Annotated in this window: 21 protein-coding genes, 1 tRNA gene and 1 other RNA gene; 6 read left to right on the plus strand and 17 right to left on the minus strand. The window is 55.9% G+C overall.

The window, feature by feature from the left end; translation table 11 throughout:
- From AC2VLY_RS11420 to secB, 13 genes are all read right to left on the minus strand, one after another.
- Nucleotides 1-803, minus strand: an 803-nt coding sequence (locus AC2VLY_RS11420; RefSeq protein WP_486922313.1) for a lysylphosphatidylglycerol synthase domain-containing protein, incomplete at its 3' end; no start/stop codon positions are given.
- A 3-nt stretch (nucleotides 804-806) separates the two neighbouring features.
- Nucleotides 807-3,512 carry an MMPL family transporter gene (locus AC2VLY_RS11425; RefSeq protein WP_486892570.1) on the minus strand — a complete coding sequence of 902 codons (2,706 nt, stop codon included), beginning with the start codon at nucleotides 3,510-3,512 and terminating at the stop codon, nucleotides 807-809.
- Complete coding sequence (gene hpnK / locus AC2VLY_RS11430; protein ID WP_486892571.1) at nucleotides 3,493-4,368, minus strand: hopanoid biosynthesis-associated protein HpnK; 876 nt, start codon at nucleotides 4,366-4,368, stop codon at nucleotides 3,493-3,495. Before hpnK ends, AC2VLY_RS11425 begins: the two co-directional genes overlap by 20 nt.
- A gap of 1 nt (nucleotide 4,369) precedes the next feature.
- A complete protein-coding gene (hpnJ, locus tag AC2VLY_RS11435; RefSeq protein WP_193651399.1) occupies nucleotides 4,370-5,800 on the minus strand; it encodes a hopanoid biosynthesis associated radical SAM protein HpnJ in 1,431 nt (476 codons plus the stop codon).
- On the minus strand, nucleotides 5,800-6,975 hold the full coding sequence (gene hpnI / locus AC2VLY_RS11440; RefSeq protein ID WP_193651398.1) for a bacteriohopanetetrol glucosamine biosynthesis glycosyltransferase HpnI: 1,176 nt from the start codon (nucleotides 6,973-6,975) through the stop codon (nucleotides 5,800-5,802). Before hpnI ends, hpnJ begins: the two co-directional genes overlap by 1 nt.
- 39 nt (nucleotides 6,976-7,014) lie before the next feature.
- The gene (gene hpnA, locus AC2VLY_RS11445) at nucleotides 7,015-8,004 is read right to left on the minus strand and encodes a hopanoid-associated sugar epimerase (RefSeq protein ID WP_486892572.1); all 990 of its coding nucleotides are present in this window, start codon (nucleotides 8,002-8,004) and stop codon (nucleotides 7,015-7,017) included.
- The gene (locus AC2VLY_RS11450) at nucleotides 8,001-8,723 is read right to left on the minus strand and encodes a phosphorylase family protein (RefSeq protein WP_486892573.1); all 723 of its coding nucleotides are present in this window, start codon (nucleotides 8,721-8,723) and stop codon (nucleotides 8,001-8,003) included. The genes hpnA and AC2VLY_RS11450 overlap by 4 nt, the downstream gene beginning before the upstream one ends.
- A complete protein-coding gene (gene shc, locus AC2VLY_RS11455) occupies nucleotides 8,705-10,678 on the minus strand; it encodes a squalene--hopene cyclase (RefSeq protein ID WP_486892574.1) in 1,974 nt (657 codons plus the stop codon). The genes AC2VLY_RS11450 and shc overlap by 19 nt, the downstream gene beginning before the upstream one ends.
- Nucleotides 10,675-11,715 carry a phytoene/squalene synthase family protein gene (locus AC2VLY_RS11460; protein ID WP_486922314.1) on the minus strand — a complete coding sequence of 347 codons (1,041 nt, stop codon included), beginning with the start codon at nucleotides 11,713-11,715 and terminating at the stop codon, nucleotides 10,675-10,677. Before AC2VLY_RS11460 ends, shc begins: the two co-directional genes overlap by 4 nt.
- A 119-nt stretch (nucleotides 11,716-11,834) precedes the next feature.
- Nucleotides 11,835-13,244 carry a sigma-54-dependent transcriptional regulator gene (locus tag AC2VLY_RS11465; protein ID WP_486892575.1) on the minus strand — a complete coding sequence of 470 codons (1,410 nt, stop codon included), beginning with the start codon at nucleotides 13,242-13,244 and terminating at the stop codon, nucleotides 11,835-11,837.
- Nucleotides 13,245-13,250: 6 nt separating this feature from the next.
- Nucleotides 13,251-14,702: a sensor histidine kinase gene (locus tag AC2VLY_RS11470; protein WP_486892576.1), complete on the minus strand. Its 1,452-nt coding sequence runs from the start codon at nucleotides 14,700-14,702 to the stop codon at nucleotides 13,251-13,253.
- A 4-nt stretch (nucleotides 14,703-14,706) separates the two neighbouring features.
- Nucleotides 14,707-15,747: an NAD(P)H-dependent glycerol-3-phosphate dehydrogenase gene (locus AC2VLY_RS11475; protein ID WP_486892577.1), complete on the minus strand. Its 1,041-nt coding sequence runs from the start codon at nucleotides 15,745-15,747 to the stop codon at nucleotides 14,707-14,709.
- 3 nt (nucleotides 15,748-15,750) lie between these two features.
- A complete protein-coding gene (secB, locus tag AC2VLY_RS11480; RefSeq protein WP_193651390.1) occupies nucleotides 15,751-16,200 on the minus strand; it encodes a protein-export chaperone SecB in 450 nt (149 codons plus the stop codon).
- 141 nt (nucleotides 16,201-16,341) lie between these two features.
- Between secB and AC2VLY_RS11485 the strand changes: the two genes are divergently transcribed.
- The 3 genes from AC2VLY_RS11485 (at nucleotide 16,342) to AC2VLY_RS11495 (ending at nucleotide 19,291) form a co-directional block, all read left to right on the plus strand.
- A tRNA-Glu gene (locus AC2VLY_RS11485) sits at nucleotides 16,342-16,417 on the plus strand.
- 685 nt (nucleotides 16,418-17,102) lie between these two features.
- The gene (locus AC2VLY_RS11490) at nucleotides 17,103-18,821 is read left to right on the plus strand and encodes a proline--tRNA ligase (RefSeq protein ID WP_486892578.1); all 1,719 of its coding nucleotides are present in this window, start codon (nucleotides 17,103-17,105) and stop codon (nucleotides 18,819-18,821) included.
- 11 nt (nucleotides 18,822-18,832) lie between these two features.
- Nucleotides 18,833-19,291, plus strand: a complete 459-nt coding sequence (locus tag AC2VLY_RS11495; RefSeq protein WP_193651388.1) for a universal stress protein — start codon at nucleotides 18,833-18,835, stop codon at nucleotides 19,289-19,291.
- Between the two features lies 1 nt (nucleotide 19,292).
- Here AC2VLY_RS11495 and AC2VLY_RS11500 read toward each other — a convergent pair whose 3' ends face one another.
- Nucleotides 19,293-19,934 carry an ABC-type transport auxiliary lipoprotein family protein gene (locus tag AC2VLY_RS11500; RefSeq protein WP_486892579.1) on the minus strand — a complete coding sequence of 214 codons (642 nt, stop codon included), beginning with the start codon at nucleotides 19,932-19,934 and terminating at the stop codon, nucleotides 19,293-19,295.
- A 4-nt stretch (nucleotides 19,935-19,938) separates the two neighbouring features.
- Entirely contained in the window at nucleotides 19,939-20,877 is a 939-nt protein-coding gene (locus tag AC2VLY_RS11505) for an MlaD family protein (protein ID WP_193651386.1), read from the minus strand.
- A gap of 176 nt (nucleotides 20,878-21,053) precedes the next feature.
- On the opposite strand from AC2VLY_RS11505, the gene AC2VLY_RS11510 reads away from it, so the two are divergent.
- Genes AC2VLY_RS11510 through AC2VLY_RS11520 form a run of 3 tightly spaced genes read left to right on the plus strand, consistent with a single transcriptional unit; the run spans nucleotide 21,054 to nucleotide 24,045 of the window.
- On the plus strand, nucleotides 21,054-21,707 hold the full coding sequence (locus AC2VLY_RS11510) for a protein-L-isoaspartate O-methyltransferase family protein (RefSeq protein WP_300253051.1): 654 nt from the start codon (nucleotides 21,054-21,056) through the stop codon (nucleotides 21,705-21,707).
- Between the two features lie 6 nt (nucleotides 21,708-21,713).
- Nucleotides 21,714-22,259, plus strand: a complete 546-nt coding sequence (locus AC2VLY_RS11515; protein ID WP_193651384.1) for an isochorismatase family protein — start codon at nucleotides 21,714-21,716, stop codon at nucleotides 22,257-22,259.
- A 16-nt stretch (nucleotides 22,260-22,275) separates the two neighbouring features.
- On the plus strand, nucleotides 22,276-24,045 hold the full coding sequence (locus AC2VLY_RS11520; protein WP_486922315.1) for a M61 family metallopeptidase: 1,770 nt from the start codon (nucleotides 22,276-22,278) through the stop codon (nucleotides 24,043-24,045).
- Here the strand turns inward: AC2VLY_RS11520 and AC2VLY_RS11525 are convergent.
- Together AC2VLY_RS11525 and ssrS are read right to left on the minus strand one after the other, a co-directional pair.
- Nucleotides 24,037-24,675 carry a 5-formyltetrahydrofolate cyclo-ligase gene (locus AC2VLY_RS11525; protein ID WP_227485486.1) on the minus strand — a complete coding sequence of 213 codons (639 nt, stop codon included), beginning with the start codon at nucleotides 24,673-24,675 and terminating at the stop codon, nucleotides 24,037-24,039. The two genes, AC2VLY_RS11520 and AC2VLY_RS11525, sit on opposite strands and share 9 nt — an antisense overlap.
- Nucleotide 24,676: 1 nt before the next feature.
- Nucleotides 24,677-24,857: non-coding RNA, 6S RNA (ssrS, locus tag AC2VLY_RS11530), on the minus strand.
- Nucleotides 24,858-24,859 lie beyond the last annotated feature (2 nt).

The raw sequence follows: 24,859 nt of genomic DNA on the forward strand, positions 1-24,859 counted from the left end.
GGCACCACAAATGCCACACTACGCAAAGCTTGCCCCAGACTTTCGAGGAGCAAGGCCGCCCAGAAAGGTACCGGATGGTGCAGCAGCCAAAAAGTAAAAACGACCTCAAGAGTGCCCGCAAAAAGCCCGGCTAATTGCCAAAAATTGGCCACTAACAAAGCGCGCCCCTTGTCGTAAAAACTCCGGATTTCCGCATCCAGAAGACGCGGATCGCCGATAATCCCCAAAAGATCATAACCACCCAGCATTCGCTTACTGATGTTCTGCACCAGCGAGAACAAGCCTTTGTGTTTTTGCAGCCAGAAAAAAATGACCAGCACCGGGATCGACAGGAAAAGGAAACCCAGAACTTCGAAAACCAGAAGATGATCGCTGACCGCGAACAGCAACACCACAACTCCCAGCAAAGCAAACAAAAACTGACTCACCAGAGTCAAAGTGATCTCGACCATGACACTGGCACCGGCCACATAGGGCGAGACACCATATTGACTGAGCATTCGGATTCCCAGCAGTTCACCGCCTATCCGTGCCACCGGCAATAAACCATTCACCGATTCGCGAATCATGGCCAGCCACAACAAAAGCCCAAAGGAGGCACGCGCCTTGCCACGTAACAGCCACTTCCAGCTTAAGGTATCCAGAGCCAGCGGCAGCAAATGAAAAGGCAGCAACCAGAGCAACCCCCAGCCCGCTACGGCGAGTAGCGCCATAATTTCGACAAAACCGGCATCTAGCACCAGATAAACACCCAGGAACAGACCCAGTAATCCAGCGAGCAGAATGAGCATTTTCTGTTTCAAGGCTTAGCTGCCTTCATCCTGTGCGATTCCCTCTTCGCGGGGAGAAGACGTAAACAGCAGCATCAGGGTCGGCAAAATAATCAATATACACAAAAGTACAATGGCCAATGCCAGGCTCAGCGCCTCGCCAAGACTCGCCATGCCCGGATCACGGGATACGGCCATACTACCGAAAGCACTGAGAGTGGTCAGACCGCTGAAAAATACCGCCATTGGCGTTGAAGTGCCCAGCAAATGCGCCACATCCACGCCATTGCGCCAGCGCACCACTATATAGATGGCAAATGCCACACCCAGACCAATCAGGAGCGGCAGGACAATGATATTACCCAGATTGAAACTCAAACCCAGCAGGCTCATGGCAGCGACCGTAAACAGTGCCGCCAGCAGCAAGGGAATCATGATCAGCAGCACATCCCGATAACGGCGCAAGGCTAAAAGCAACAACAGACTGATACTCGCCAGCGCAATGTAGGTAGCCTCCTGAAAGGCACCGAGAACAGCCTCTCCACCCTGCACCAGCATCACCGGGGTTCCAACCGCCTTGGGCTCGACCTTGAGCACACTCTGAACAAACTGGTACATGGCCTGGTTACTGCTCAGATTGGCCTTGGGGAAAATCTCTACGCGCGCCTGACCCGATGCGCTGACATAGCGATCTTTGAGCGCTGCTGGCAGGGTTTGCAAATTGACCGGCCCGGCAGACATAGCCATGCCCAGCTGTTTCAATTCCCCCGGCAGGGTGCCCATCACACTATTCTGTAAAGCATTCATGGCGGCGGGCTGCTTTCCCTGCTTCTGTAAAAATGTCTGAAGATGACCGGCCAACTGTCCAGTTATTTTACCATCTGCAGAGGTCTGACCATCCTTGACGGCCAGAGCACGCAGATCCTTGACCAGTTCATCCAGCTTCTTACGTGTATCTGCAGCAGGTGGAGTCAATGCTGTCGGCATCATCAGTGAAAAAGGCGGCACCAGAATCTGCAGATTCTGCAAAATAGCCAGTTTTTTGGATTGCTCCTTGGGAATATAACTTTCCACAGTTAATGCCCGTGCCACCGTCGGCAACTGCTCGACGCGCCGGGCCACGGTCTGAGCAGCGGCAATATTGGGCGTGAGTACTTCCATCCGGTAGGGAGCGGTATCGGGATTTGCCAAAAGCTTTTCAAAGACTTTCACGCCCTCGGCATGACTATCAATCATGTGTAGTGGATTAAAGTCAAAAGTTGTCCGCAAAGCCAGGGGAATGGCCGCAACGGCGAGTATGGTCACCAAGCCCAGAATCCAGTGGGCATAACGATGGATCGGATGTTTTGCCAGGGTAGGCACCATCGTAAAGTGTGGATAATTGATGGCCCGATGTTGCCCGTTTACGGCAATGGGCCACAAGGTCAAATAAGCAGGCAAAAAAGTCAGGGTCAACAGCAGCGCAATGAGCATGCTGGTCCCGGAAATCAGCCCAAGATCCACAATCCCGGCATAACTGGTAGGCACAAAGGCGTAAAAACTCAGTGCCGCCGCCACAGCGGCCAAACCTAGCGCCGTTCCCATACCCTGGGTCACCCGATGCATCGCTACCCGATGTACCGCACCGTTGAACAATTCCTCGCGATAGCGCAGACAGAATTGAATGCCGAAATCCACACCCAGTCCAATAAACAAAATAGCAAAAGCCACAGATATAAGATTAAAGGGGCCGACGAAAAACAAAGCCCAGGCCGTCGTCAGGATAATGCCCGATACCAGCCCGATCAGTACACCACTCACCAATTTCACCGAGCGCAGGGCAATGCTGAGTAGGATAATTTCCAGCCCCAGAGTCAGCGCCAGGGATTCACCAGCACCATGACTGACGGTCTGGAGTTGCTCCGCATCCAGCACGGCCCCTCCGGTTACGCCGACACTGATGCCGTGGGCGGCATTTAACTGCAAACTCTGCAAACCTGCCTGCAAGGTCCGGATGGCAGCCTCGGCAGGCTGTAAGGAATGATAATTCATGGCGGGCTGAATAATGGCGAAACGCTGGGCAGGACCCAGCTTGGCCAGGTCCCCGCCCATCATTTCACTCCAGGAAAGCTGGTACGGCTTACCATCCAGGCGGGCTTTCACTGCCTCATTCAACGCCGAGAATATGGCCGCCATGCCCGGCAACTGCACACCATTACTCAGTCTTTGGCGGATGGCCATCCTCAACAAATCACTTAAGCCACCAAGACTGGGATCTGCGGACAAGCGGGCAATCAGGGGCTGGGCACTGGTAATGCGATCGGCAAAATCCTTTACTTTTTCCGGAGACAAATAGAGCAGACCATTCCGCGCAAAAAAGCTTCCGCCTCCCGGCACATAGACACTGTGAAACATCTTCGGACGAGCGCGCAGCCAGGTCTCCAGACGGGTGACTGCCGCATCGGTGCTCTGGGGATTTTTCCCCTGCAGTACCACCACAATAGTGTTTTGATCCTGGGAAAACTCCTTGTGATAAGCCAGTTCACGTTTCTGAAAGGGCAGATCGCGAGACAGGGCATGGCTGGTATTGGTATCTACTGCAAAATGTGTGATCGCATAAAACAGGGCCAGCAAGGTAGCAATCAGCACCAATCCCATCACCCAAAGAGCCCGTCGTACAGAAAAATCGACCACCTGCACAAAAAAATACGCAATGGATTTTCCGATACTTTCCAGGAATCGTTCAGCCACCGGTGAAATCACTGAATCTACCTCTCACAATCTGGTGATCACGCAAATACTCCCCAATCCTGGGACTCAACAGGGCGTCATATTCTGCCTGGGGCTCATAATCGGGCATGAGCATTTGCAGTAAAGGACTCTGGGTGGTCGCCGGATGAAAATAAATTTCCACGAGAGCCTTCTCTGGCAGGCACTTCAACATATCCAGCAGGCGCGACTCGGTCATATGTCCGGTGGCATCCAGGCCGCAAAGCAAATCATTATAAAGCAGTCCACGCTTATCCAGTTGCCGGCGCATGCTCGCCAACCAAGGGCGCAAAAAAAAAGCCCAGAAGGCAGGTGCAAAGCCACGCGCACCACCACATCGCGCCACCGCCAGTGACTCCCAGGGGAGACGCACTGCCCGCAATCCAAATGCTTCTCCAATATCCAGCATCAGACTTAACACCGTAGGGTGCAAATGCAGATGTTTGTGGGCGTTGGCATGATCGAGCACCAGACCGGCGTCTGCAAAGGCGGCAAACTGCGCTCGAATTTCTGCCGCCAATTGCCTGCGCACCTTGGGGAGAAAAAAATAACGCGCACCGCGCAACCATAAATCCGCTGCAAAACGACCCTGAACGTCCACCAGATCCGGCACCTGTTTCGCCGGCAACAGCGGCGCTCCATCCACCAGGGTCAGGTGCAAACCGACACCCAGTCCAGACAAACGCTTCGCACGGCGTATGGCATCAGCTGCCGCAGGGGCTCCCACCATAAGACTGGCGGTGGTCAGCACACCCTTCTGATAGGCTGATTCCACCGCCTCATTAACCGCGAGATCCAGTCCGAAATCGTCGGCGTTAACGACCAGCCGCCGGGTATGTCCCTGCCCCACTTCAGCCGTGGCGTTGCCGCAGGAAGCGCACGAACTCGACGCCTTCCCGCAAACGACGCTTCATCATTTGGGTACTTTTAAGCATCTCACCAGTAATTTCCGCAATTTTTCCGGCGCGGAAGTAGAAACGTTTGTACATGGTTTCCACTGAATCAAAAATTTCCGTGTGATTCAAGTGCGGATAACTCATGGGACTGATCTGCACACCGCGATCATTGACCAGGTGGGCCTCATCTTCTTCGGTCAACCAACCCTGTTCCTTGGCCTGGTTGTACAAAAAAGTGCCGGGATAAGGTGCCGCCAGTGAAACCTGAATAGTGTGAGGATTGATTTCCTTCGCAAATTCGATGGTTTTCTGGATGGTTTCCTTGGTTTCACCAGGCAGACCAAGAATGAAAGTACCATGAATGACAATACCCAGCTTATGACAGTCCGCCGTGAACTTCCGGGCCGACTCCACTTTAATGCCTTTCTTGATATTATTGAGAATCTGCTGATCGCCCGACTCATAACCCACCAGCAACAGACGCAGGCCGTTTTCACGCAGTACCTTGAGGGTCTCGTAAGGCACATTGGCTTTGGCGTTGCAGGACCAGGTCACCCCCAGCTTGCCCAGACCCCGGGCGATTTCCTCAGCACGCGGGCGATCATCGGTAAACGTATCGTCGTCAAAGAAAATTTCCTTCACCTGCGGGAAGTTTTTCTGGATGTAACGTACTTCCTCAATCACATTGGCCGCACTGCGGGTCCGATAACGATGTCCGCCCACCGTCTGCGGCCAAAGACAGAACGTACACTGGGACCGGCATCCCCGTCCCGTGTAAAAAGAAATGTAGGGATGCTTGAGGTAGCCAATGAAATAATCCTCAATGTGCAGATCCCGCTTGTAGACCTCAGAGACAAAAGGCAGGGAGTCCATATCTTCAATCATGGCCCGGTCGGGGTTATGAATTAGCTGGCCGTCTTCCGCACGATAATTGATGCCATCCACTTCACTCAGGGGCCGACCTTCGGCAATTTCCTTGAGGGTGAAATCAAATTCTTCCCGAGCCACAAAATCGACGGCATGCCCTGCTTCCCGCAAAGACTCGTCGGGTTCTACCGCCACTTTGGCTCCGACCAGGCCAATCATCATTTTCGGATAGTGCTCCTTGAGCAACTCTGCCATACGCACATCCGATGCAAAAGAAGGAGTACTGGTATGGATGATGCACAACTCGTATCCGGCAGCCACTTCCAGCGTTTCTTCCACGCTCACATCGGCGGGGGGTGCGTCCAGCAGGCGACTGCCGGGGATCATTGCAGCGGGCTGGGCCAGCCAAGTGGGAAACCAGAAAGAACGAATTTCCCGCTTGGCCTGGTAACGGGAACCAGCACCGCCGTCAAAACCTTCAAAGGAAGGCGCCTGCAGGAAAAGGGTTTTCATCGTCATTATGTTACTCCATCGTGGCCGTTCAGCCGCCCGTCGGCGGTGACCGCATATTGTGACCCTCTCCAGGCAACGCGCCGCGCAAAGAGAGCATGAAACCAAATCCACAGCCCTAGAAAATCTGCCAGCAGGGCCGTACCCAAACAATCTGTTGCACCGAGTTTGTGCATAATTTGCCTATGGTACACGAGGCGCAACAAGAGAACCATACCCAGCGGTATGATCCCCCAATAGCCAACCCCCCAAAACATCCAGGGCATCAAAACCGTAAGCAGCGGCAGTGGATAACTGAAAAAAGAAAAAAAGTGGCCCAGAGGCTGAACACTGCGGGTGGTTCTCGACCAGCGCAGGGCATGCTGGTAAAACGCCCGAAAACTGGCCTCATGGACCTGGGTATCCACCACATAATCTGCCAGTACGGTGGCCTTCCCCAGCCGCCGGGCACGGGCTCCCAGACAGTAGTCGTCCGCCAGTTGATCAGCCAGGCTTTCCAGTCCGCCTATCGCCTCCAGCGTAGAACGCTGCAAGGCCATGGTTGCCCCTCCACAAAATATATTGGGGCCCATGCGCGCAGAGACCCGTACAGAAGGCAGAAAAAGACTGTTGATTTGGCTGGCAAGCAGTCTGGAACTGAAATGATGGTCAGGAAGCCCGCGATATAAACAGGTCAGCACACCGGTCTGAGAATCCATCAGCGGCGTTAGCAGATGATGCAAATACTGCGGCCCCACCACAATGTCAGCATCGCTGATCAGCAGCAAATCGTGATTGCAGGCCGCCAAAATACCCGCAAGATTATTCACCTTGGGGTTACAACCCAACAGGTTGTCGCTCAATACCCAGCGCAGGGGCAGGGCAGGAAATTCCTGTTGCAAGCGCTGGACCACAGCAACTGCCGGATCAGCGGCGTCCTGCACACCGCAGATCATTTCGTAACGGGGATAATCCTGCAGACAAAAACTACGCAGGCAGGCATAGAGGCTGCCATCATCTCCATGCAGGGGCTTGAGCAGACTGAGAGCGGGCAACTCTTGAATGGTATGGGGTAAAAAAGTGGCATCCGTATTCGTCAGGACCGGTTGCCAGACATGCAGCACCCACATGGCCAGCAATTGATAACCCAAAGCCGCCAGAGCCAGCAGAAACGCCAGACCCAACAGCCCTTCCTCAAAACTCATAAGCAGTCATATCCTGAACGGTGAGTTCTTGAATCCAGTCTACAGATAATGATTTTCCGCAAACCACCTTACCGCATCGCGCAGGGCCTCCTCGGCGGGACGATGTATGTAATGCAGCATTTCTTCGGCTTTCTGTGAGGAAAAATACATTTTGTGCGCGGCCATCCGCAACTCATCCATGGTCACCAAAGGAGTACCCCGGCCACGCGCACGGACCACATTTTCTGCGGCCCAAGCCAGGGGGAACAACATTTTGCGAGGAATACGCAGCAGGGGTGAACGCTTTCCGGTAAGTCCGGCAATGCGGGTCAAAATAGCCTGCAAGGATAAATTATCTCCGCCAAGGATGTAGCGTTGTCCCGGCTCTCCGTGCAAATAGGCCTGCCAGTGGCCCATGGCCACATCATCCACATGCACCACATTCAGGCCGGTATCCACATAGGCGGGCATTTTTCCGGCAGCGGCATCCCGTACCAGCCGCCCGGTCGGCGTCGGCTTACGGTCGGCAGGCCCGACAGGTGTGGAGGGGTTCACAATCACAATGGGTGCAGACTCATTCTGACAAAGCTGTTGCAGAGCTTCCTCAGCCATAAATTTGGAGCGTTTATAATGTCCGATCATATCCGCAAGACGGGAAGGAGCCGCCTCATCCGCCACCCGGCCATCGGCATAATGACCCAGTACGGCAACACTGCTGGTATAAACCATGCGCTCCACCCCGGCGTCCAAAGCCGCCCGGGCCAAACGCTCCGAGCCGCTGACGTTGGTCGCGTACATGGACTGTGGATCAGGCACCCAAAGCCGATAATCCGCCGCCACATGAAAAACCAGCTGGCAACCCGCTACGACTTTATCCAGAGCCTGAGCATCGGCCAAATCTCCCGGCACCGGCTCCACATCCAGACCTTCCCAGTTGCTGGAATCCGCACCGCTGCGATGCAACACCCGCACTTCCAGTCCTTCAGCGAGCAGGCGGCGTAGCACCGCTCCGCCGACAAAACCCGAGGCACCCGTCAATAAGGCTTTCATACGCTGTTGGCTTCCCGTAAATGCGATTGAAGCAGGTGCGGCTGAACCAGACGCAGGGTGTTTACGGCGACCTGCATCTGCCGGCCCAAACCCATGAGCGGCGGCAAATCGCCTGGATGGCGCAACAATCCCCGCAACAGGGGCATAGCCTGGGGACGACCATAACAATCGACACTGTGAGTGGCTGTTGCGGGAAGAGACTGATCGGCAGGATCCACCACGCTACGAATTGCCAGAAATGGGATGCCGGCTTGCACTGCCCGTTGCGCCACGGCTCCACTTTCCATATCCACCGCCTGGGCCTCCGGATAATCTGCCCGGAGTTGGGCCTTGGCCGCCACCGATGCACAGGCCTCACTGACTGAGCAAAGCCCACCTGCCCGCACTTGGCCGGAAAGTTGTTGCATCAGTGCACTCCGCCAGTCCGAGTCGGTAGGCCAAGCACGGCCCGCCCAGAATATGTGCTCGGGAACCAGCAAATCCCCGGCCAGACAGGCAGGATTCAAGCCGCCGGCAGTACCCCAGGACAAGAGCCCGTCTACCCCCGCTTGCAGCAACTGTTCAGCCGCCTGATCAGCCCGTACCGGCCCCATTCCCGAAACCACCATGCAAAGCTGTGACTGAATGTCCATTACTGCCTGGTAGCGCAGCTTCCCGGAAAAAAGGATGCGCGCCTCGGCAGCCAGCGCCACCACGACACCTATCCGCTGCGGCTGCATCCCAGGTTCCGGAAGCGGGCCAGTGCCCAAAGCGGGAAATAAAAACTGTAGCCGTGGTAAATGAGGTAAAACACCTTGGGGAAGCCGGGCGCATTAAAGAAAGGATCATGCCAGCCACCCTCGCCATCCTGATGCGTCTGCAACCATTGAATACCCCGGCGCAGGGCGATGGAGCCGCGATCTCCCGCCGCCATCAAACCCAGGCAGGCCCAGGCAGTCTGGGCCGCCGTGGAAGCCTGACCAGCCCCCGCCAGACCGGGTTCTGCGTAGGAATCGTTATTTTCCCCCCAACCACCATCTTCCTGCTGCATGGCCCGCAACCAGTCAGCGGCCCGGTCCATGGCCGGTTGCAAGGAAGGATCCTGCAACTCTCCCAGAGCCATCAGCACCGACCAGGTTCCATAAATATAGTTGGTCCCCCAACGTCCAAACCAGGCCCCGGAAGACTCCTGCTCACACAACAGATAGGCGACAGCCCGGCGCAGCACATCGCGATCACGGGGCCTGCCCAGATAGCCAAGAAAGGACACCACCCTGCCCGTCACATCCGCTGTGGGCGGATCCAGCAAGGCCTTATGATCAGCAAACGGGATTTCATTGAGATAATAATGGGTATTATCCACATCATAGGCACCAAACCCACCATTGCGGGATTGCATTCCCGCCAGCCAGTTTGCCGCTTTTTCGATACTTTCCCGATCTTCAGGACGCCCGGCACGCGCCAGGGCCCAGGCCACTGCCGCCGTATCATCCAGATCGGGGTAGTAGGGATTCGCATACTGAAAAGCCCAGCCACCACCTGCCAGCTGCGGGCGCTGCACCTGCCAGTCTCCAGGATCACTGCAAATCTGCCGCTCCTTGAGCCAGGCAATGGCTTTTTCCTGTTCGCCGGTAATTCTGTCTGATCCACCGGATCCATCAACGGCGTCGGCTTCCAGCAACGCATGAAGGGCCAGACAGGTGTCCCAGACCGGTGACATACAGGGCTGACAGTAGGCATCCTCAGCGCGCTCCACCACCAGCTTGCGTAGCGCCGCACCCGTGGCCTGACGGTAGGGATGCTCCGGCGCATAGCCCAACAAAGCCAGGGCTTCATGGGCATTGACCATGGCCGGAAAAATGCCATTCAAACCATCTTCGCCATTAATCCGGGCCGTAAACCACAGTTCGGCACGACGCACTGCAATGCGGCGAATGGTCGCAGGAATCCAGTTTTCAATAAAGCCCCAAAACCGATCCAGAGCCAGAAAACTGCGCGCCACCAGGCCCTGTCGCGATGCTGCAAAGTAGTCCTGAATCTGTTCTGGAGGGTGACGAAATACTTCGCGAATATGAACCTGTAAGGGATTTTTGGCCTGGGCCTTGAGGCTGCACAAAATGAAAAGAGGCACCATGACGGTCCGCGACCAGGACGCCACCTTGTAAATCTGAAAAGGAAACCAGCGTGGCAAAAGCATCACTTCCACCGGGATGGAGGGCACGGCACGCCAGGGCACCTGGGCAAACAGGGCCAAAGTGATTCGGGTGAACACATTGGCATGTTCGGCGCCGCCATGGGCAAGAATGGCTTCTCTGGCACGAATCATGTGGGGCAGATCCGGCGCATCTCCCGCCAGTTTCAGCGCGTAATAGGCCTTCACGGAAGCACTCAAGTCAAAATGACCACCATAATACAGCGGCCAACCGCCGTGATCTGCCTGCTTGCTGCGTAAATATACCGCCATTTTGGACTCCAGCGCCGCATCACGCTCATCCATATAGTGCTGCATCAGAATAAATTCGGCCGGAATGGTGCAGTCCGCCTCAAACTCAAAACACCAGTGCCCATCAGGAGCCTGTTTTTCAAGGAGTAACGTCTGGGCATGTTCCAGCGCCCGATCCAACGACCGGTCCAGGGTCTGCTCCAGCGTGCGACGCAAATACCCGCCTACCAGCGGCTGCAGGACACGGTTCATGCGGCCGCTACCCGTGCCGTTTTGCGCAGGGGTTTAATGCCAGCCCGAAAACTGGCCAGCAACAACCCATCTGAACGATGCATGAGCTTGGATAACATAACCACCCACTGCACACTATTACGACTGATTTTCACCTCAGCCCCCGATGCAAAAGCCGGATTCTCGGCAATGCGCCGTAAAGTCAGCACGGCCATCGCCAGGGCCCAGAGGCAAAAATCACGCATACCGGTCTGATCCGCAGGAATCATCAAAGTATATTGCAGCGCATTTTCCAGATGTCCGGCGGCAATATCCAGCAGGCTTTGCAAGGCTGCCTGAAAGCCTGGGTCGTGACTGCCGGGTTGAACGGCGGCAATATCACAACCATATTGGGCAAATACGCTGGACGGCATCCAACTGACCCCGCGTGCCCAGTCATCCCATATATCCTTGAGAATATTGGTCATTTGCAGGCCCTGACCAAAAGACACCGCCAGTCGTTGCATTTCTGTTTCCTGAGCACGCAAACGCGGTTCGTACTCCACAAAAAGGCTGGTCAGCATTTCGCCAACCACGCCCGCCACCACATAGCAGTAATGATCCATGGCGGGCATGTCCACCAGCCCTTTCAGGGAGGCGTGCTGCTGAAACTCGGCCATGCCCTCCCCCATGATGCGCACACAGCGAGCCAGAGCCGCTTGCTGGGGAGCACTGAAACTGTGGGTAATCTGTACTACATCGGCTGTGTGGCGAACCAGATCATGTTCTGCCTCAGGCATATCTGCTGACAGTTGCGCAGCAAATCCTTCGGCAAACACCGCCGGATTTTCGTGCCCCTCGACCACCTGCAAAAAAACCTGCTGCCAGTGGGCTTTTTCTTCCCAGGGCATAACGGGATCATCTTCAATAGTATCGGCAATACGGCACAGCAAATAACCATTTCCGACCGCCGCACGCAAAGCTTCAGGCAATTGCGGAATAGTCAGCGCAAAAGTACGGGAAACAAGTTGCAGGCTTTGTTGCTGCAAGGCTAAAGCCTGATCTAGCGCCGCAGTCATGCGGCGGTCCTGACTGGTGACATCCAAACTCCTTGTTTTAAGGTCCGGGCGCCAGTGCTGACCCGTCGCATCGCGGCAATGTAACTATCTCGCAACAATTCCGCAAGTGTAGACTATTTCTATCCAGACTCCCCGTCATCTCCCAGGCCATGTTTGCGGACCCGATAGCGCAGCGTCTCGCGGGTAATCCCCAACACCCGCGCAGCCTTGGTGACATTACCCTCAGTCAGACTCAGTACCTGCTGGAGAATCTGCCGTTCCATAGCCTCCAGATCCATGCTGCCATCCATGGGCAGAATAATGTGTTGGTCATCCACCGGACAGCCGGATGGCGCTGGACAGGCACCATTCACATTTCCGGGCAACTGCAACCATTCCCTGGGCAGTTCTTCGGTTTCGGAAAACAGCACCGCGCGTTCAATCACATTACGCAGTTCCCGGACATTTCCAGGCCAGTCGTAAGACTCCAGCGCGGTCCATACGGCTGGGCCGATATAGTGCACGCGCTTGCCGGCCTGAGCATTGAATTCCGCCACAAAATGCGGCACCAGTGCATGCAGATCGGCTTTGCGCTCGCGCAAGGAAGGCAAGGCCAGACGAAATACGCTCAGACGATGGAACAAATCGGCACGAAAAGCTCCTTGAGTTACCTGAGCATCCAGATCCCGATTACTGGCGGCAATAAAACGCACATCCACGGCAATGGGACGATCCCCCCCCAGTCGGCGCACGCTGTGATCTTCAATGACCTTCAACAACTTGGCCTGGAGTTCCAGCTCCATTTCCGAAATTTCATCCAGAAACAGGGTACCGCCACTGGCCTGCTCCACCAGCCCCCGATGCCGCACAGCGGCCCCGGTAAATGCTCCCGGCTCATATCCAAACAATTCGGATTCCAGCAATTCCCGGGGTAAAGCTGCACAGTTAATTTCCACCATGGGACCACCAGCCTGAGCTCCACTATAATGCAGAATACGCGCAGCCAGTCCCTTACCCGTGCCCGTTTCTCCAGAAATCACCAGGGCACTATAGGGAACCTGACTGAGGCGATCGAGCATGCTACGTACGTTAGCGGCAGCCGGACTTTCCCCCAGATAGGTTTCGGGACGATAGCGGCGATGCTGGTTGGAGGTATCTTCCGCCACCCGACGCTGGGCGCGGGCACCCCGGCCAGCCGAGCGCACCACCATCTCCAGACGTTCCATTTCACAGGGCTTTTCCAGAAAATCATAGGCACCCAGCCGCAAAGCCCGCACCGAATCGGGCACACTCCCAAAGGCCGTCAGAAAAATCCATTCCCCGGCACTGCCTTTGGCTCGCACCTTTTCCAATAAATCCAGACTATTACCATCTGGAAGGTTGAGATCCGCCAGGGTCACCAGGGGGCTGAGATCCTGCTTCAACAAGAGCTCTTCGGCATCGGCAAAGCGTTCCGCCCAGTGTACTTCCCAGCCTTCCTTTTCAAAAAAGCGGCACATTTCCCGCCCCAGAAAAATCTCGTCCTCAATAATCAGCAAAGCATCAGCCATGTTGGGTTACTCCTTACCAGCAATGTCAGGACAAGGTAATAGCAAGCCTACTTCTGCCCCATGCGGAGCCCGATTTCGCAAATACACTTCTCCCCCCAGACTGCGCACAAAACGTCGCACCATGGATAAACCCAGTCCTGTTCCCTGTTCCTTGCTGCTGGCAAAGGGACGAATGCCCTCGCGCAACAAAGTATCGGGAAAACCCGGACCATTATCCGACACCGTCACTTGCAACTGTTTATCCACCTGGGCAATGGCTACACTGACCGTTCCACCCTCGCTGGTCAGCGCCTGCATGCTGTTCAAAATGAGATTGAGCAAAGCCTGACGAAACTGATCCAAAGGCAACAGGCAATCGCGGCAATCTCCCGGCAAGAGTTCCAGCACAACCTGGGCAGGCATTTGATAACGCAACAAATTCAGCAGGGTTTCCACTGTTTCGCGTGGCGCAACCCGGCGGCCCTTCTCATGAACCTGACGTGCGCCCCGTAATTGCTGGTCGAGCAAACGACTGACCCGACGCAGCTCCTCTTCCATCAGGCCCAGCCGTTCCGCCAGCTCTGGATCACGGATTTCCCGACGAATATTCGCACAACCCACCTGCAATCCTGCCAGTGGATTACGCAATTCATGGGCAAAGGCCGCAGCGGCCTCTCCCACTGCCGCCAGGCGCTCCGAGCGAGCCACCGCCGCCTGTTGCGCCACCAGAGTATGGGCTGCTTCATTTACTTCCCGCTGCAAATCCTGCAAATACTGACGCCGGGTTTTTTCCAGCTCTTCCAAGCGCCCAATCATATGATTGTAATACTGCAGCAAAGGACTGATGCCAGGATCCGCATGGGCTTCCGTCACCCGCCGAAAAGCCCCGATTTCCAGGGAACGCATGGCCCCCTGCAAGCGCCGCAAGGGACCGAGAATGCGCAGACGGAAAAATGCCAACGTCACCAGCACAAAAATCATGAATGCAAACAGTGCCACGGCCGTTCCAATCAGGGTATAGCGGGCATCATGCCCCGCCGCCAATACCAGCTTACGACCACGCAGATGCTCTTCCATGCTGACATCGGAAAGCTGCAATAAAGCCTGAGGCAGGAGGGCCTGGTCCTGTTTGGTCATCAACGCCTGCAAACGCTTCCAGTGCGCATTGGTTTTGACCTGCTCAGGATGCGCCGCTGCAATCCGGGCCAGGTTGCGCTGCAGCACGGGCAGCGCCGCCGCAGAACCGTCAGAATGCCAGGTACGCAAGGTTTCCTGAGAAGTCTGCGCCAAGCTCGCCATGTAGGCCGTATAAGCATCCAGCGTATGCAAATCCTGGTTGGTGTGGACCAGCAGTACACCGAGCAGCAGCAAAGCCAGCACCACAAACTGCACCAGCAAAAAACCAATGGTCCGGAAGGGCGCAAAAGGGATGCGCTTGCGGCTGTCTGACCCGCCACCCGGCAAACGCAAAATCGCCATGGACCTAGAAACTCCCCTTAAACGGAGAAGCGGTTATGGACTCCAGATCAGCAGGATGCTCGGCGCGTGCAGCGCGGCGCATCAGTTGTTCACTGGCCTCGCGCGGGTCCGCGCCAGCGTAGAGCACCCGATAGACCTGCTCGGTAATGGGCATATCCACCCCCAGTCGCTGGGCCAGTAAAAACAAAGCCCGGGCACTGCGCACTCCTTCCGCCTCCTGGCCCAGATCGCGCAATACAGTCTCCAAAGACAAACCCCGCCCCAGGCCCATACCCACCCGGCGATTACGGGACAAATCACTACTGGCCGTCAAAATCAGATCCCCTGCCCCGGTCAATCCCATAAAGGTTTCCGTGCGCCCCCCCAATGCCGTACCCAAACGGTGCAATTCGGCAATACCACGGGTAATCAGCGCGGCGCGGGCACTATCGCCATTGCCCAGCCCATCGGAAATACCCGCCGCAATGGCCAGCACATTTTTGATCGCCCCTCCCAGACATACGCCCGCCACATCATCACTGCGATACACGCGCATCTGGTCACTGGCAAATGCTTCCACCACCCGCCGCGCATCATCCATATTCGCAGCAGCAGCGGTCATGGCCAGAGGCTTACCCATAATCAGATCATGGGCAAAACTCGGCCCGGAAAGTACCACTTTAGGCAAGGTCGGACAGCTTTCATCCAGCACCTGATCCAGACGCAAGGCGCTCGGCAGCTCCAGTCCTTTGGAAGCCAGCACCAGCAGCAGATCCGGGTGTAATGAAGCCTCGGGAATAGTTGCCAGAACCATCCGCAAGGCATGGCTGGGAACCGCCAGCAGCACACCTTCAGCGCCATCCAGCGTTGCCGCCAGATCAGAGCCTATGCCAAGACCGGACGGAAAGCCGATATCGGGAAAAACCGGGGATAAACAGGTGGAATCAATAAAACCCGGTAAAGTTTCCGGGTGGCGTCCCCAGAGCCGCACCGCATGGCCCTGGCGACACAAATGCACCGCCATTGCGGTTCCCCAGTGCCCAGCTCCAAGAACGGCCCAGCGCATGGTTTATTGCGTCGTGTGGCCCACTTGTTCTTGCTGCGCCTGCTGATACAGCGCCTCAAAATTGACGGGATGCAGATGCAGAGGTTGGAAACCGCCGCGTCCCACCATATCCGCCACCACTTCACGGGCATAAGGGAACAGAATGGTCGGACAATGCACAGCTATCAGCGCCGGCAAATGTTCTTCCGGAATATTCTGGATCCGGAACAGCCCCGCCTGCTGCACTTCCACCGCAAAGTAGGTACTCTCACCCGCCTTGGCCTTGACCGTCACGGTCAGGATCACTTCCGTCAAGCCATCCATGCCTTCTACCTGATTGCTGGCCGTATTCAGACCCACATCCACGGTGGGCGCCTCGGTCTGTACAAAACTCAAGGGTGCGTTGGGCGACTCGAAAGAACTGTCCTTCACATATATCCGTTCAATCATGAATACTGCTTCTGCTTCTTCCATAAGATCCTTCTTCATACAGGTGGCTAAAAATACACTCCGCCCAGTCTAACCGAAGACCCCCCTGCGGGGCTATGGAGTGAAAGCCCGAAAATACACTTGCCCTGAAGCGCGCTTCTGTGTACGATTCTCCCCGCTGTCCAGGTCCCCATCGTCTAGCGGCCTAGGACACCGCCCTTTCACGGCGGTAACGGGGGTTCGAACCCCCCTGGGGACGCCAAAAAATTCATCAAGTTAGAAATAGCACTGCTTTTAACTTGATTAAACGCTGCAATTAAAATGCACTCATCTGCAAATGACAGGTGCAACCAGCGCGAGGTGCAGACTGGCGACTACCAACCCCGGAGTTGACCAAGATAAAAACGTGACCGGCTGGCAAGACATCATCCATAAATGCGGATTTCCTTCCCAAACTAAATGTTCCACACCAAACGCGATGCTGGGTCATGGTCAAAAATCACTGAGTCGGAAATGGTCCGTGGCGTTTCCATCCAAGGCAATGAGGCGAAGAGAAATTGCGACCATGTGTTGCAACCATTAGATTTCAATGCAATAGATTTTCTTGGGCGCGTTCCGAATCAGGACGGTAAGAAAAATCTGGCGTTTGCCTACCCCGATGCGCACATCCGCGCACCTAATGGGCATCTTTCCTGGCGGCCATCTCATACCCCCATAAATCACCGCGCCTTCTTGAGCCGCTCATGCGCGCAGGCGGGATAATTCTGCTCCAACGGTCTTTGTAAATAGATTACACGACCTCGGCTTTTGATCAGACCATTTACGCTTTTGCTGGGCGGAAGTACCTGAAATTCACGTCATCCTTATTCGTTAGTAAAAAGCTTTACCTCTTTCTTTGTGCTGTGGCCTTTCTTACACTGTGCGCTACCTTTTCATTTGAGATTTTTATGCGCGCCAGTCAGATTTTCATTCCGACCCTGAAAGAAACTCCCGCTGAGGCGGAACTCGTCAGCCACCAGTTGCTGCTGCGCGGGGGCTTTATTCGCCGCCTTGCCTCGGGATTATATACCTGGATGCCTCTGGGTTTACGGGTATTGCGCAAGGTGGAGCGCATTGTCCGCGAGGAAATGGACCGCAGCGGCGCCCAGGAAGTGCTGATGCCGGTGGTTCAGCCCGCCGAGCTGTGGCAGGAATCAGGACGCTGGGAAAAATACGGGCCGGAACTGCTGCGCCTCAAGGATCGCCACCAGCGCGATTTTTGTCTGGGTCCTACCCATGAAGAAGTCATCAGCGATTTAGCGCGGCGCGAAATTCATTCCTACAAGCAGCTTCCCGTCAATTTTTATCAGATTCAGACCAAGTTCCGCGACGAAATCCGGCCCCGTTTCGGGCTGATGCGTGGTCGCGAATTCATCATGAAAGACGCGTATTCCTTTCATGTGGATCATGCTTCTCTGGAAATCACTTATCAGACCATGTATGACGCTTACCAACGGACGTTCACCCGCCTGGGACTGAATTTTCGGGCCGTGGAAGCAGACAACGGGGCGATTGGCGGCAAGCGTTCCCACGAATTTCATGTCCTGGCAGATTCAGGGGAAGATGCCATTGTGTCCTGCGGCCACTGTGATTACGCAGCCAATATGGAAAAAGCCAGTAGTCCCGCCAAAGGCGCGCCTGTAGAAGCCCCTCTGGAGGCGGCGCTGGTGCAGACGCCGGGCATCCGGACAGTGGCCGAACAGGCTGCCGTGCTGGGCATTTCCAGCAGCCAGATCGTCAAAACCGTGCTGGTCGTGGCGGGTGAGCAACCGGTCATGCTGCTGTTGCGCGGTGATGACGAATTGAACCTGATCAAGGCTGCGCATGCCCTGGAGGTGGACGAAGTCAGAATGGCCACGCCCGAAGAGGCAGAATCCGCTACTGGAGCTCCCCTCGGTTTCATCGGCCCCAAAGATTTAAAAACTTCTATTCGGGTGCTGGCTGATCATCGTACCTTGAACGTCGGCAATTTCAGCACCGGGGCCAATGAAATACATACGCATTGGGTGAATCTCAACTGGGATCGGGATCTTTCTCGCCCGGACAGCGCCGACTTGCGTAATGTCCGGGCGGGTGATCCTTGCCCCCACTGTAGTACCGGTACGCTGGGCATTCGCCGGGGTATTGAGGTAGGGCATGTGTTCCAGCTCGGGCAGGTATACAGTGAGCGCATGAAAATCACCGTACTGGACGAAGGCGGACGCGATGCCACGGTGACCATGGGTTGCTACGGAATTGGGGTATCCCGGGTGGTGGCAGCGGCGGTGGAGCAGCATTTTGACGAGCGCGGCATTATCTGGCCTGCGGCTTTGACGCCCTTCGATGTGGGCATTGTTGCCATCAATGCCCGCAAATTTCCGGAAGTTGCTGCTGCTGCTCAGGCCCTGCATGATCGTCTGGAGCAGGCGGGTTTCAGTGTGCTGCTGGATGATCGTGATGAGCGACCGGGGGTGCAGTTTGCGACCATGGATTTGATCGGCTTGCCGCATCGGGTGGTGGTCAGTGACAAGGTACTGGCGCAGAATGTCTGGGAATATCGGGCGCGCCGCGCCAGCGAAAATAAGCTGGTGAATGAAGCCGAACTGATGGACCGCCTGAATGCGGGTTCTCCCGTTCATCCAGCATAAGGATCAGGATCATGGATAACTTTCCAGTGCAGCATGTTCTGGTGGCCGTGGATTTTTCAGCAATGGCGCTGGCTACCGCCCTGGCGGCGGCTCAGGAAGCGCGGCTGCATCAGGCCAAACTCACCGTAATCCATGTGTTCAACCCGCAAATGCTCAATTTGCAGATGCCCGAGGAAATCCTGCCCCCGACTCTGGATCTTCGGGAAAAGCTGCTGCACCTGGCCCACGCCGAAATGGACAAGCTCCACAAAGCTATGGACAGCGAAGGGATGCAAGCAGAAATGGTCCTGGAGGAAAGTGCGGACAACATTGGCCGCGCCATTGCCGCTTTTGGAAAGGCCCATCAGACCGACCTGATGGTGGTTGGCAGCCATGGTCATAGTGGTCTTGGACGTCTGTTATTGGGTTCTGTAGCCAATGACGTGCTCAACCACGCCCACTGTCCGGTGCTGGTGATCAAACACAGTTGATTCACTGATCCTGGTCAACCCAGGCACTGACAGCCCCGACAAAATGGCTGCTGGCCTGGGTCATGGCGGCAGCCCCACCCGCCGCCGAAGCTGTTTTCAGCGGCACGCTTTCCTGGAATGCATGCTGGGCGATGACCTGATAATTGTGGGCATTCAATAAAGTGGCTGTGCCTGCTATCAGCGCCTGGCCAGCCTGGGGTGCAGTGAAATTTACCACAAAATTATTCAGGTGCAGGCGCAGCACATATTGTGCAGCACCGCTGGACTGCCCGGAGAGCACGGCTTTCCAGTGCTGGCTTTGCTGCAGATGCTGCAGCAGGCGCATATCCAGCATTTCCGCCGGAGTCCCTACCCAACGCGCATCCCGATAAGACAGGAGCATTTGGGGATTCTGATAAAGCAGATGGTATTGGTAGGCGTTGGTATCCAGCCAGGAAGGCGCACTGACCGAGGCCATTTGCAAAACGGCGTGAGCATTGTGCGGTGCTTTTTGGGCTTCGACAGGAGCCGACGAATGCAGCACACTGATATTATAGGGCACCTGCCAGGGAGTCGCCGTAGCGCAACCGCCAAGCAAAAAAGCAGTTCCCAAAAATCCCAGACGGGCTGCGCCCCGTAAACGCGGCATGCGAACAATTCTCATCGGCTTAGTGACCTCCTGCAGAAAAACCCGATTCACCCGGACCCGGGGGTGGCCCCCGGGTTCCGTAAAGCAAGGATTGAGGTGATTGTTTCAGGGATTGGCTGAGGCTGGACAGCGCCTCACTGCTGTGCAGCAGGCTGCTGGTTAATTGCTGTACCTGGGGAAGCGTCTGGTAATTTAACGTATTCATCGCCTGCTCACTGGCAGCACCCAGTTTTTGCAAGGAGTTGGCCGCCTGGGTAGCACTCACCAGAGGGGCTTGCGCCTGCACTGCCAGGGTATCTAAATGCCGGATCAGTTGATGACTGGCGACCATGGTGGATTGGGTAGCGGCGACCATGGCGGGAAGTGCCTTGAGCGCAGGCATCATGGCATCTTCCATTTGCACCAGGTCCTGAGTAGCCTGATCAAGATGCGTCAGAGTTTGCCCGAAACGGGCGCGGTTCTGGTCATTGAGCAGGTCATTCAGTCGGTCCGCCAGCTCATTGCTGCGGTTTACCAGAGACTCGCCGTTGCGGGACAGCACCTCAAAGAAACTGGGGTGCATGGGAATTTCGGCAACCTGACCGGGCTTATGCGCAAGGGGCGCAAAATTGGTTCCCTTATCCGTCAAGGACAGGTAACTGAGGCCCGTGACGCCTTGAGGAGCCAGTTCCGCGAAAGTCGCACGGGTGATGGGTGTGGTTTTCTCGACCTTGATCCTCACCCGAATCATGCGCGGATTGGCCGGATCCAGACCAATAGACGTCACCTCACCTACCCTCACCCCTTTGAATCGCACGGGCGCCTGAATGCTAAGGCCTGTAACACTGTAAGGCGAAATCACATCAAAGTTAACCCCGGGTTTTTCGCCGTGATGCATCCACAATCCGACAATCGCGACCGCGACGCCGAGTAAAAGCAAAAAAACTACCGCGACCAGCGCGTGCGCTCGGCTTTCCAAGAAGGTAGCTCCTGAATGAGATATTTACCTATTGGAGCACAGGAACCGTTGTAAGCCAATCTTTCTGAATAACCTGCTCAATGACAAGTCCCCTTGCCCGCTGGCCCAATGGAAGCAATTGACTTGCCCGGAAACCCATGACTAAATGAGCGAAAACCTCTGGAGCCCTTGCACCTATGGACTTTGATATATTGCGCCGTACCATGATTGATACTCAGATTCGCACCTGGGATGTGCTAGATCCGCGCGTGCTGGCCATCGTCACAGAGGTCAAGCGGGAGTTATTTGTGCCGACCGCCTATCGTCATCTGGCGTTTGCGGATTACGCCATGCCCATTGCCCACGGCGAACATATGTGGACGCCTAAAATGGAAGCTCGTGTCCTTCAGGAGCTGGATTTGCGCGAACATCACCGGGTGCTGGAAATTGGCACAGGTACCGGCCACATGGCCGCACTTATGGCCAGACTGAGTGGCATGGTGCATAGCGTCGAGGATCGTGCAGATTTATCGCAAATGGCGGAAGGCCATCTGCGCGTACAAGGCATTCATAATGTGCAGCTCCATGTTGGCGATGGCTCATGCGGCTGGGCTGGTCATGCGCCCTATGATGCCATTTGTGTCACTGGCTCTTTGCCCGTATTGCCCGAGGCATTCAAAGAACAACTGGCGGTGGGTGGGCGTCTGGTCGCCATTATAGGTAAAGGGCCAGCCATGCGCGCCCAGCGCATCTCGCGCACCCAGCAGGACGTTTATGAAACTGCCGTACTTTTTGAAACTGAAGTCACTCCCCTGCGGCATGCCCCACTCCCCGGTCGTTTTGTTTTTTGAGTGGCCATGCGCATTGAAGCCCCGCAGAGTCTGATCCTGACCATTGATATGCAGGATCGTCTGCTGGGGGCTATTCCCGAGACAAAACGCAATAAAGTCATTCAAAACTCTGCACACTTGCTGGCTGCTGCGACGACACTGGAAATTCCGTGCCTGGCTACCGCGCAATATCCCCAAGGACTGGGGCCGATTCGTCCTGATCTTCGGTCATTTTGTTCACAATCTTTTGATAAAACGGTTTTTTCCTGCTGGCGGCATGCTCCGCTCCGAAACTTGCTGGAAACTGGGCAGAGTCGTCGTCAGATTATCCTGACCGGAGTCGAAACCCATATTTGTGTTCTGCAAACCGCTCTGGATCTGCACAGCGCTGGTTGGCAGCCTGTTGTCGTCGCCGATGCCTGCGCCAGCCGCGACGACGCAAATGGCCAATCGGCCCTGTTGCGACTGCGTCAGGCGGGTATCACCGTCGCGGTGGCAGAGTCGGTATTTTATGAATGGCTTGGTGACGCGGCCCATCCCCAATTTCGGAGTCTCGCCCCGGCCTGGCGCTGAAACGGAGTAATTTCCCATGCAATCCCCTGCTCTCTCTTACAGCATCCATCTGGAACCCGAGGCGCATTTGTTCCGGGTCACCCTGGAAATCCCCGAGCCCGATCCTGATGGGCAGGTACTGGCTTTGCCGGCCTGGGTTCCGGGCAGTTACACCATCCGCGATCTGGCCCGCCACATTACCCAGATATCCGCAGAATCCCGGGGCGCAGCAGTCCAACTGCGCAAAATGGCCACTGATCGCTGGGTTTGTGCCGCTGTAAAAGCGCCTCTCCAGATTTCTTATCGTGTTTATGCGCTGGATCAATCGGTGCGCACGGCTTTTCTGGATCAACTGGGCGGGTTTTTTAATGGTCCCGCCCTGTTTTTGCGGGTTGTCGGTCAGGAGCAGCAAATCCATGCCTTGCGCATTACTGGCCCGGAGCATTGGCAGTTGGGGACTTCCATGCCCCGCGTGGCGGGTGAAACTTGGGGATGGGGTCAGTTTCAGGCAGAAAATTATCGGGCATTCATTGATCATCCGCTGTTGATGGGTACGCTGACCCTGCTGAATTTTGAAGCGGGCGGGTTGCCTCACCACTTACTGATTCAGGGAGAACATCAGGCTGATCTGCAGGCGCTGGGACAAGACATGGCCCGCATTTGTGACTGGCAGCAGAAGTTCTGGGGTGAGTCGCCCTTTCGGGAATATCATTTTTTGTGCAAGGCGCGCAGCAACGACTATGGCGGTCTGGAGCATCGGGCTTCCAGCGCTCTGGTTTGCGCCCGGGATGACCTGACTGGCCACGACCCCAAAAATTATCGGCGCTTTCTGGGGCTGGTCAGCCATGAATATTTTCATAGCTGGCTGGTACAGGCCATCAAGCCAGCGGTATTCAGTGCCAGCAGTCTGGATCGGGCGGAACTTTCCGGGGATCTCTGGATATTTGAAGGGATTACCTCTTACTACGATGATCTCTGCCTCTGTCGTGCCGGTTTAATCAGTCCGGAACAATACCTGCAAGGGGTCGCGCAGGAATGGACGCGCCTGCAAAGACGCCCTGGCCAATATCTGCAAAGTCTGGCAGAATCCAGCGAGGACGCTTGGCTCAAGCTTTATCACCCCCACGTCAACAGCGCCAATTTTGAAATCAGTTATTACAACAAGGGGGCGCTGCTCGCCCTCTGTCTGGACTTGAGCCTGCGTCTGGAAAGTGCAGGCCGTTTGAGTCTGGATAACTTGCTGATGCACTTCTGGAAAGAGCATGGACAGACTGGCAAGGCACTCCCCGAGGGAGAAGCCCTGCAACAAATAGCCGACCTTGCTGGTACGCAAATGGCAGAACAGTTGAAAACCTGGATAGAAGCCCGCGCCGAACTGCCTCTGGAAGCTCTCCTGGCACGCATGGGCATTGCCCTGCACAGCCGTCCCGCCACCAGTCTGAGTGATTCAGGCGGCGAGGCGGCTGCGACCGTGCCGACGGCCTGGATTGGTGCCCACTGGCAAAGCCAGCCGCAAGGCGCACAAATCCGTCAGGTCCTCAGCGGCAGCCCGGCAGAAGCGGCCGGTTTGTCACCCGATGACCTCCTCGTTGCTTTGGAAGGAATACGCTGCACGGCGGACAGTTTCGCCGGGCAGATCAGCACCGGCATACCTGGCTGCCCGCTACGCCTTCACTACTTTCGCGATGACGTACTCTACGAGACCCATCTGACCCCCGTCGCCCCGCCGCAGGATACCTTCTGGCTGGAGTGGCTGGAGGACGTTGACGCAGTGGTAAGTGCCCGCCGCAGCGCCTGGCTAAGGTAAAAGTCCGTTGATACGGTGACAGGCGAGGTCGGTACAGATGATGCTGAGTGGCACGTCCCAGGGTTCGCGGGGGACTCTGGCTAACTGCTGAAAAGCATGGCCGACCCCCAGCAGACGCGGGTGTTGCCAATGCTGCCGGTGGGACATGCTGGCGAGACTGCGATCATAAAAACCCCCGCCCATTCCCAGACGGTAACCTTCTGCATCAAACGCCACCAGGGGTAAAATCAGCAAATCCAGCGCCTGCGGGGTTATCAGCAAATCGGCTGCTACCTGAGGCTCGGGAATGCGGAAGCCATTCGGACGCATGCGGCTCTCCCCATGAAAAGGCGCGAAACGCAGTTTTTGCGCAAAATTCCCTGATAATACCGGTAAATAGAACTGTTTGTGACGGCTCAGACGATGGTACATCAGCGGGAGAGGATTGATTTCGCCCTGCATGGGCCAATAGAGGGCAATGCGCCGGGCCTTTTTGTAATGACTGAGCTGGAGAATTTGACGGGATAGTGCCAGCGCCGCCTGCTGTAAATGCTGCGGAGAAAGAGACTGACGTTGCTGTCGCATTTTTCTGCGCAAGCCGCCCTTGGAAACCGGATCGGATGGATCTGGTGCTTCAGTTTCAGAAAACAAAAGACCTCCCGCGATGGTCGTGCGGCCCGCTACCCCCAGAACCTGATGAACAGGTGGGAATCCACACATCGCTTCAGGCTACTCCGCAAGGGAGCTGCACACCACGATGATGACTGGGGACTCCCTGGATAGACAGTATTGGTTCAGGAATCGTCTCGGCCACTCGTGCCTCGCAGGAGGCAAT

The organism is Acidithiobacillus sp. TH-A36, from assembly GCF_057473445.1.